Source organism: Methylophaga sp. UBA4204 (assembly GCF_002379485.1).
Lineage (GTDB): Bacteria > Pseudomonadota > Gammaproteobacteria > Nitrosococcales > Methylophagaceae > Methylophaga.
Window position 1 is genome coordinate 94,395 of the sequence record NZ_DFTU01000087.1, and the last position, 9,970, is coordinate 104,364.

General features: G+C 47.3%; 7 protein-coding genes. 4 read left to right on the forward strand and 3 right to left on the reverse strand.

What is annotated here, in order from left to right:
- Positions 1-914: topoisomerase DNA-binding C4 zinc finger domain-containing protein (locus B3182_RS12950; protein ID WP_292753026.1), on the forward strand; the 914-nt coding region annotated here is incomplete at its 5' end.
- 52 nt (positions 915-966) lie between these two features.
- Here B3182_RS12950 and B3182_RS12955 read toward each other — a convergent pair.
- From B3182_RS12955 to purE, 3 genes are read right to left on the reverse strand one after another with little or no spacing between them, the layout of a single operon-like run.
- On the reverse strand, positions 967-1,242 hold the full coding sequence (locus B3182_RS12955) for a SelT/SelW/SelH family protein (protein ID WP_292358523.1): 276 nt from the start codon (positions 1,240-1,242) through the stop codon (positions 967-969).
- Positions 1,242-2,372: a 5-(carboxyamino)imidazole ribonucleotide synthase gene (locus tag B3182_RS12960; protein ID WP_292358522.1), complete on the reverse strand. Its 1,131-nt coding sequence runs from the start codon at positions 2,370-2,372 to the stop codon at positions 1,242-1,244. The genes B3182_RS12955 and B3182_RS12960 overlap by 1 nt, the downstream gene beginning before the upstream one ends.
- Positions 2,373-2,386: 14 nt before the next feature.
- A complete protein-coding gene (gene purE, locus B3182_RS12965) occupies positions 2,387-2,881 on the reverse strand; it encodes a 5-(carboxyamino)imidazole ribonucleotide mutase (protein WP_292358520.1) in 495 nt (164 codons plus the stop codon).
- A gap of 233 nt (positions 2,882-3,114) precedes the next feature.
- Between purE and gltB the strand changes: the two genes are divergently transcribed.
- From gltB to hemE, 3 genes are all read left to right on the forward strand, one after another.
- A complete protein-coding gene (gene gltB / locus B3182_RS12970) occupies positions 3,115-7,605 on the forward strand; it encodes a glutamate synthase large subunit (protein ID WP_292358518.1) in 4,491 nt (1,496 codons plus the stop codon).
- Between the two features lie 23 nt (positions 7,606-7,628).
- The gene (locus B3182_RS12975) at positions 7,629-9,035 is read left to right on the forward strand and encodes an FAD-dependent oxidoreductase (RefSeq protein WP_292358517.1); all 1,407 of its coding nucleotides are present in this window, start codon (positions 7,629-7,631) and stop codon (positions 9,033-9,035) included.
- 133 nt (positions 9,036-9,168) lie between these two features.
- Positions 9,169-9,970: uroporphyrinogen decarboxylase (gene hemE / locus B3182_RS12980; protein WP_292753029.1), on the forward strand; the 802-nt coding region annotated here is incomplete at its 3' end.

Genomic DNA, 9,970 nt, shown 5'->3' on the forward strand with positions numbered 1-9,970 from the left:
TCGCCATTCGCCCTGAACAGCACTTTACCGAGCCACCACCAAGATACAGTGAGGCCAGTCTGGTCAGAAGTCTGGAAGAACATGATATTGGTCGTCCTTCGACCTATGCCAGCATCATCTCTACATTATTGCAGCGTGAATATGTTGAGTTGATTAACAAACGTTTTCACCCCACCGATGTGGGACGTGTTGTCGGCAAGTTTCTGGTTCAGCATTTTACCCGTTATGTGGACTATGACTTTACTGCCAAATTGGAAGATGATCTGGATGCGGTGTCGCGGGGTGAAGCCGAGTGGATTCCTTTATTGCGCAATTTCTGGGGACCATTTAAAGAGCAGGTCGAAACCAAGGATAAAGAAGTCCAGCGTAGCGATGTCACTCAGGAACTGCTGGATGAAGATTGTCCTAAATGTGGTAAAAAACTATCCAGCAGGTTAGGCCGCAGTGGCCGGTTTATCGGCTGTACCGGTTATCCGGAATGCGATTACACCCGCAATATTGATGGTGAAGAAACCACCGCGAGTGAGCCGGAAGTGGTTGAAGGGCGTAAATGCCCGAAATGTGAATCGGATTTGTGGGTACGTACAGGTAAATACGGTAAATTTATCGGCTGTAGCAGTTACCCGAAATGCAAACACATTGAATCACTGGAGCAGCCTGAAAATACTGGCGTTGAATGCCCCAAATGTAATAAGGGCGAAATCCTGACGCGCAAGTCACGCCGAGGCAAAGTGTTTTATTCTTGCTCGGAATATCCGACCTGCGACTATGCATTATGGAACGAACCGATCAAAGAAGCCTGTCCAAATTGTCAGTGGCCGATATTGACCATTAAGACAACCAAGAGCAAAGGCACCGAAAAAGTCTGTCCGCAGAAGGATTGTGGCTTTAGTGAGAAAGTGGAAAGCGCTTAACAATAAAAAGGGACGCGAAAACGTCCCTTTTTTAATTCACCAAAGTGGAATTTTACTTTTTCCGATCCGAATGACCTAAATCCTGCTCAGGGGCAATTATGTCGCGGACCCGCTGCTTTAACTCAGTAATTTCCGGGAAACGGCCTTCCTGTTTTCTAGACCAGGCCAACTGATTGTCTGCTGTAACCTCAAAAGTACCGCCGGTACTCGGTTTAAGTGTTAATTCTGCAATCTCTCCATCAAAGGTGCTGAGCAACTCCTGCGCCATCCAGGCCGCACGGAGCATCCATCGACATTGGGTACAGTAAACAATGGTAACGCTATGCATTAGTCTGCTTTAATGTCGTCAAACACCGTATTGGCGGATTGCATTGCCAATTCAGGAGTGTCTGCCAGAACATTAAAGTGGCCCATCTTGCGTCCAGCACGGGCTTCTCTCTTGCCATACAAATGCAGTTTAATATCTGGTTTATTGAGTAGCTTATCCCAGCCAGGTTGACTGTTTCCCCATACATCACCCAGTAGATTAATCATCACCACAGGGGATATTAATTTGGAACTTCCAGCGGGTAAACCGCATAACATGCGTACCTGTTGTTCAAATTGCGATGTTCTGCAGGCATCCAGTGTGTAATGACCCGAATTATGCGGACGAGGGGCAATTTCATTGGCAATGATTTCGCCTTGCTTGGAAACGAAAAACTCAACCGCCATAGTGCCAACGTAATCAAGTCCATCAGCAATTTTACTGGCCATTTCAATAGCAGCAAGTTGCTGTGTTTCAGCGGCAGCGCTAGGCACAGTGGTTGAATGTAAAATTCCGTTGATGTGGACATTTTCTGCGACCGGGAAAGCGGTGATCTGACTATCTTCGCCACGCGCCAGAACAACCGAAATCTCGCGCTCCAAATCGATTCGCTGTTCCAGTACACATTCTTTTTGGCCTAAAGCTTCAAATGCTTCATAAGCAGCCTGTAAATCCTCACAAACAATCTGACCTTTTCCGTCATAGCCGAAGGTGGCAACTTTAAGAATGGCCGGGAATTTAATCTGAGTGCTGATATCAGCAAAATCATCCCGATGGGTTATGCGGACAAACGGCACGGTGGCAATGCCTTGCGCACGAATGAAGTTTTTCTCTATGTTACGGTTTTGCGTGCTGGCCAGAGCAGATGAGGAGGGATGCACAACGGTACGTTTTTCGAGAAAGGCCAGGGTGCTGGCGGGAATATTCTCAAACTCGGTAGTGATTGCTGCACAATGCTGAGCCAGCTCGGTCAAGGCTGCTTCATCTGTGTAAGCGGCACAGATATGCTGATCAGCGATAATTCCGGCAGGACTGTTTTTGTCTGGATCCAGCACAATAACCTTGTAGCCCATCGTCTGGGCCGCGGTGGTAAACATGCGGCCCAACTGACCGCCGCCAAGCATTCCTAATGTGGCACCTGGTAAAATCATCTACATCCTCAGTTCTAAGCTAATGGGGGAAGTGTCATATCCAGCACGGCCTGATGCTGATTTTTGCGGAACTGTTCCAGTTTTGCTGCCAGTTTTGTGTCATGAATTGCCAGTTGGGCAATAGCAAACAAAGCAGCATTTGCAGCGCCAGCTTCACCAATGGCAAAGGTAGCAACCGGAATACCTTTAGGCATTTGTACAATGGATAAAAGAGAGTCCTGGCCTTTGAGGTAACGCGAAGGAACCGGAACACCGAGTACCGGGACTAATGTGTTCGCCGCGAGCATACCTGGCAAATGGGCGGCCCCACCAGCTCCCGCGATGATACAGCTTAACCCTTTACTTTTAGCCGTTTTAGCGTATTCGGTAAGTAGATCCGGGGTTCGGTGAGCAGATACAACCTGAGTTTCGTAGGCAACGCCAAAAGCTTCAAGTTGTTCAACGGCTTTTTGCATGACTGGCCAGTCACTATTACTGCCCATCACTACGCCTACCAGTGGTTTGTCCATTGTTAGTCCGATTGTTTGTCAGAAAAGCAGTGCATTTTAGCTATTTTATTGAAAATAGGAAAATTTACTGCTGTTGGTTGTTGTCAAAAAAATGCAGCTAGAATTGAATGGTACCGGATCAATCGTTATACTAGGTGATCCTTTCTGCCGTGTTTTTGTGCGACGCTCCTCAGTTTAGACATAGCTGTGCCGGTTTAACTACCGGAGTGGAGCTGCGACGGCGCTAACAAACGATGAAGGTATGTGACGTGAGTCAGCCAACAGAACTAACACAAGGTCTTTACAGACCTGAATTTGAGCGCGATAACTGCGGATTCGGACTTATTGCTCAGATGGATGGTAAACCCAGTCACTGGCTTGTTAAGACAGCCATTGAAGCACTGGGTAACCTGACCCATCGTGGTGCAATCGGTGCGGATGGCAAAACCGGCGACGGTTGTGGTTTATTGCTAAAAAAACCTGACAGCTTTTTTAAAGCTATTGCCGAAGAGCTTGGCTTTTCGCTGGCACAGCGCTATGCAGTGGGTATGGTATTTCTGTCACAGGACGACACTAAAGCACAGTTAGCGCAGGACGCAGTTACCGCAAAGCTCATCGAACAAGGCCTGCAAATCGCTGGCTGGCGTGAAGTACCCGTTGAGCCTGAAGCAGCATGTGGTCAGGAAGCCTTGCGGCTGCTACCGAAGATGCGCCATGTATTTGTTAATGCTGGCGAGTCTATGGATGATGCGGCATTTGAACGCAATCTCTATATCGCGCGCCGTAAAGCTGAAAAAGCCATTACAGACGATAAAGATTTCTACATTCCAAGCCTGTCATCACAAGTGGTGTCTTATAAAGGCCTGGTAATGCCTTCATATTTGCCAGTGTTTTATAAAGATCTCAGTGATGAACGCATGGAAACTGCGATTTGTGTGTTCCATCAGCGTTTCTCTACCAACACCTGGCCGCAATGGCGTCTGGCTCAGCCATTCCGTTATCTCGCACACAATGGCGAAATCAATACTGTTCAAGGCAACCGGAACTGGGCCTTGGCGCGTGGTGCAAAATTTGCCACCTCGTTAATCGAGAATATGGAAGATATCCGCCCATTAGTTGGCACCAGCGGTTCTGACTCATCCAGTATGGATAATATGCTGGAAGCCTTGTTGGCTGGTGGCGTAAGCATGTTCCGTGCAATGCGTTTACTGATCCCACCTGCTTGGCAGAACGATCCCACTATGGATGCTGACCTCAAGGCATTCTATGATTTTAATTCCATGCATATGGAACCATGGGATGGTCCAGCGGGTGTAGTTATCACTGATGGTCGTTATGCGGCATGTACCTTGGATCGTAATGGTTTGCGTCCAGCCCGTTATGTCATTACCAAAGACCGTCATATTACGTTGGCTTCTGAAGTAGGCGTGTACAACTATCAGCCGGAAGATGTGGTTGAAAAGGGACGACTGAAACCTGGTCAGATGCTGGCGGTAGATACCCAGACCGGTGAATTGTTGATGCCTGAAGATATCAACAATATGCTCAAAAAAGCACAGCCATATCGCGAGTGGCTGGATAATAATCTGCAGCGTCTTCACGACACAGAGAAAGATGACGAGCATACATTGCCTTCAATTCAGGGCGATGAGCTGGATATCTATGAAAAAATGTTCGGCGTCAGTTTTGAAGAACGTGATCAGGTCATTCGTGTATTAGGTGAGCTTGGTCAGGAAGCAACTGGATCAATGGGCGATGATAGCCCGTTTGCGGTGATGTCTGAGAAAGTGCGTTCATTGTATGACTATTTCCGTCAACAGTTTGCCCAGGTCACCAATCCACCTATCGATCCATTACGTGAAAACATAGTCATGTCTCTGGAGACGTGTATTGGTGAAGAGCGTAACCTGTTTGAAGAAGGTGAAGACCATGCCCAGCGTGTGGTACTTGATTCGCCTGTATTAACTGAAAAACTGTTTAAGCAGATCCTCAAGCTCGGCGATAACGATCCTGAATACAAATCTTACCGTATCTCTCTGAATTATCAGCCTGAAATAGGTTTGGAAAAAGCGATTGATAACATTTGTGCTGATGCAGAAAATGCCGTGCGTGATGGTAATGTCGTATTAGTGCTAAGCGATCGTGATATTTCCAAAGACACATTGCCGGTGCATGCTTTACTGGCAACTGGTGCGGTGCATCAGCATCTGATTAAAGCTGGTTTACGCTGTGATGCGAATATTATCGTTGAAACCGCGACAGCTCGTGATCCACATCACTTCGGTGTATTGCTGGGCTATGGTGCGACGGCAATTTATCCTTATCTTGCCTATGCTTGCCTGCAGGATCTGCGTGCCACCAATGAAATTAGAGATGTCGAACATGCCGAGTTATGTCGTCATTATCGTAAGGGCATCAATAAAGGTTTATTCAAAATCACCTCGAAAATGGGCATCTCGACAATTGCCAGCTATCGTGGGGCACAATTGTTTGAAATCGTTGGCCTGAATGATGCTGTTGTCGACAAGTGTTTTACTGCGACAACCAGTCGAGTGAATGGCGCTGATTTTGATGCGTTACATAACGATCAGTTACAGCTGAATAAACTGGCTTGGAATCAACGTAAAAAACGCGATCAAGGTGGTTTGCTGAAATTCATCCATGGCGGTGAGTACCATGCTTATAACCCGGATGTAATTGGCACCTTACAGAAAGCGGTTCAGGGCGGTAGTTATGATGACTATAAGGCCTATGCCGCTTTGGTGAACGAGCGTCCTGCAATGGTGTTGCGTGACTTGCTGGAAGTCAAACTGGCCGAAACGCCGTTGGATATTGAAGAAATTGAAGATACTGGCGCTATCCTGCAACGCTTTGACAGCGCTGGCATGTCTTTAGGAGCGTTATCGCCCGAAGCGCATGAAGCGCTGGCGATTGCGATGAACCGCTTAGGTGGTCGTTCAAACTCTGGTGAAGGTGGTGAAGATCCGGATCGTTTTGGTAACGAGCGTGTCTCCAAAATCAAACAGATTGCCTCAGGACGCTTTGGTGTAACGCCACATTATCTTGTGAATGCTGAAGTGTTGCAGATCAAAATTGCCCAAGGTGCGAAACCGGGTGAAGGTGGTCAGTTACCTGGTGGCAAAGTTAATCAGATGATAGCTACGCTTCGCCATTCCGTGCCTGGCGTAACCTTGATTTCACCGCCACCACATCATGATATCTATTCGATTGAAGATTTAGCGCAGCTGATCTTTGATCTGAAACAGGTGAATCCTGATGCATTGGTATCAGTAAAACTGGTCTCGCAAGCAGGTGTCGGAACCGTTGCTGCAGGTGTTGCAAAAGCCTATGCCGACTTGATAACCATCTCTGGTTATGACGGTGGTACTGGTGCAAGCCCACTGACTTCAGTCAAATATGCCGGTGGTCCATGGGAGCTTGGTTTGAGTGAAGCCCATCAGACTCTGCGTGCCAATGATTTACGTGACAAAGTACGTCTGCAAACAGACGGTGGCTTGAAAACCGGTCTGGATGTTATCAAGGCAGCTATTTTAGGTGCTGAAAGCTTTGGTTTTGGTACCGGGCCCATGGTTGCGTTGGGTTGTAAATATCTGCGGATTTGTCATTTGAATAACTGTGCAACCGGTGTTGCAACACAAAATGAAAAACTGCGGACGCAGCACTTTATTGGCTTGCCGCAGATGGTGATGAACTACTTCCAGTTTGTTGCACGTGAAACGCGTGAATGGTTGGCAAAACTGGGTGTGCGTAGTTTGCAAGATTTGATCGGCCGTACTGATTTGCTCGAAATCCTTCCAGGGACGACGGATAAACAGCGTGGGCTGAACCTGCAACCATTGTTGTCGAATGCCGGTGTTCCTGCTGACAAACCGCAATTCTGCCTCGAGCCGAAAAATGAACCCTATGATAAGGGTGAGCTGGCTGAGCAAATGGTAGTGGATATTAAAGAAACCATCGTCAATAAAACCGGCGGTGAATTCAGTTACCAAATTCGTAACATCAACCGTTCAATCGGTGCCCGTTTGTCTGGTGAGATCGCCAAGGTTCATGGCAATTACGGCATGATTGATAAACCTATTCGTCTGAACCTCAAAGGTTCTGGCGGACAAAGTTTTGGTGTATTCAATGCCGGTGGTCTGGAGATGCGTCTTGAAGGCGATGCCAATGACTATGTTGGTAAAGGCATGGCAGCAGGTAAGCTGACCATCTACCCATCACCGGAAAGTGATTTTGAAACGCAAAATGCCAGCATTATCGGTAACACCTGTTTATATGGTGCTACAGGTGGTGAACTGTATGCTGCAGGTAAAGCAGGTGAACGCTTTGCGGTTCGTAATTCCGGAGCAGTTGCGGTTGTTGAAGGCGTTGGTGATCACGGTTGTGAGTATATGACCGGCGGTGTTGTTACTGTGCTGGGTGAAACGGGACTCAACTTCGGTGCTGGCATGACCGGTGGTCTTGCTTATGTGCTGGATCTGGATAACACCTTTGCGGAACGTTATAACGAAGAGCTGGTTGAATTGGTGCGGATTGACAGCGACGAAATGTCCGAAGCTGCTCTGCATCTAAAAGGCCTTATTGAAGACCACGTGCGTGAAACAGGTAGTGTCTGGGCGCACCAGATTCTGGACCGCTTTGAACAGGCGATTAAAGAATTCTGGCTGGTCAAACCCAAAGCAGCGTCATTGGATGGTTTATTAAAAATCGCCACCAAAGCGGCCTGATACAACTGGTAAAACTAATAACGATGAAAAAAAATACGTTTCAATTTTTAGATGTAGGTCGTGTCGACCCAAAAAAGCTGGATGCAAACGTTCGTAAACAGCAATTTGGTGAAATCTATGGGGAATTTGATGCATCTCAGGCAGCTGAGCAGTCAGACCGCTGCCTGGAATGTGGTAACCCTTATTGTGAGTGGAAGTGTCCAGTACATAACTATATTCCGAATTGGCTGAAACTGATTAGTGAAGGCAATCTGGAACAAGCTGCTGAACTGGCACACCAAACCAATACATTGCCTGAAATCTGTGGCCGGGTATGTCCTCAGGATCGTCTATGTGAGGGTGCCTGTACCCTAAATGATGGTTTTGGTGCAGTCACCATTGGCTCAGTAGAAAAATACATTACGGATACTGCCCTGACCCAGGGCTGGCGTCCGGATTTATCCAACGTTGTCGATACCGGTAAACGGGTTGCTGTGATTGGTGCTGGTCCGGCAGGCTTAGGTGCTGCTGACGTATTGGTTCGCAATGGCGTTAAGCCTGTTGTGTTTGATCGCTATCCGGAAATTGGTGGTCTGCTGACATTCGGTATTCCAGAATTCAAACTGGAGAAAGAGGTTGTTAAACGCCGTCGTGAAGTCATGGAAGGTATGGGAATTGAATTCCGCCTAAATACTGACGTGGGCAAAGACGTTGAATTTGATGCTTTGCTTGAAGAGTACGATGCTGTTTTCCTGGGAATGGGTACATACACCTATATGAAAGGCGGCTTCCCTGGTGAAGAATTGCCTGGCGTGTATGAAGCATTGCCTTATCTGGTGGCCAACAACAAAAAACTGCTGGATCTTCCTTCAGAAAACTATGTTTCACTGGAAGGTAAGCGTGTAGTCGTTCTCGGTGGTGGTGATACCGCTATGGATTGCAACCGTACGGCGATTCGCCAGGGGGCAACCAATGTTATCTGTGCCTATCGCCGTGATGAAGAAAACATGCCTGGTTCACGCCGTGAAGTGAATAATGCGCGTGAAGAAGGCGTTGAATTTATGTGGAATCGTCAGCCGATTGAAATCGTTGGTGATGGCAATAAAGTCACCGGTGTCAAAGTTGTGACCACTGCAATGGGCGAACCCGATGAGCGTGGACGTCGTCGTCCCGAGCCGGTCGCTGGCAGTGAAGAAATCATTTCAGCAGATGCGGTTGTTATTGCGTTTGGTTTCCGTCCAAGCCCAGCGCCATGGTTTGAAAAGTTTAATGTCAGCATTGATGATGGTGGCCGTGTGGTTGCCCCAGCTGAAGGTAATTGTGCCTATCAAACCACTAATCCGAAAATCTTTGCCGGCGGTGATATGGTCCGTGGATCTGATTTAGTGGTGACCGCTGTTTGGGAAGGTCGACAGGCAGCTGAAGGCATTCTTGATTATCTGGAAGTTTAAACTTCAGTACATATCTGAAAAATAGTGGCAATTTTATCGCACTGGGTTGGTCCTACTCGCTTGAGTAGACCTCTCAGTGCGATTTTGTTTCTGAGCTAGGAAATTTTGCCATCAACAATAAAAAGGTGCTCCGGTGTCCGAATTAAAAAATGATCGTTATCTGCGTGCTTTATTAAAGCAGCCTGTCGACAAAACACCCATATGGATTATGCGTCAGGCCGGACGATATTTACCAGAATATCGTCAGGTGCGCGAAAAAGCCGGTGATTTTATGACTTTGTGCACCACGCCGGAGCTGGCCTGTGAAGTCACTTTACAGCCACTGCGACGTTATGATCTTGATGCTTCGATTATCTTTTCTGATATTTTGACCATTCCTGATGCAATGGGACTTGGGTTACATTTTGTTACCGGAGAAGGACCAAAATTTCACAAAACAGTCCGTAGTGCAGCCGATGTAGCCAATCTCAGCGTACCGGATATGGAAGATAGTCTGGGGTATGTGATGGATGCTATCCGCCTGACACGTAGAGAAATTGATGGCAAAGTGCCTTTAATTGGCTTTAGTGGCAGTCCCTGGACTTTGGCGTGTTATATGGTTGAAGGCAGTTCCAGCAAGGATTTCGCCAAAATCAAAGCCATGATGTTTGATACACCTGATGTCATGCATGATTTGTTATCCGTACTTGCCAAGTCAGTCACTGCTTACCTGAATGCACAAATTGCTGCTGGTGCCCAGGCGTTAATGTTATTTGATACCTGGGGCGGAGCATTAAGTGGACCAAATTACAGAGAATTCTCCCTTGCTTATATGCAGCAAATTATCAGCGGTTTAACCAAAGAAAATGATGGCAGACGTGTGCCGGTAACCATGTTTACCAAAGGTGGGGGCCAGTGGTTAAGCCATATGGCTGAAGTCGGAGCTGATGCGTTAG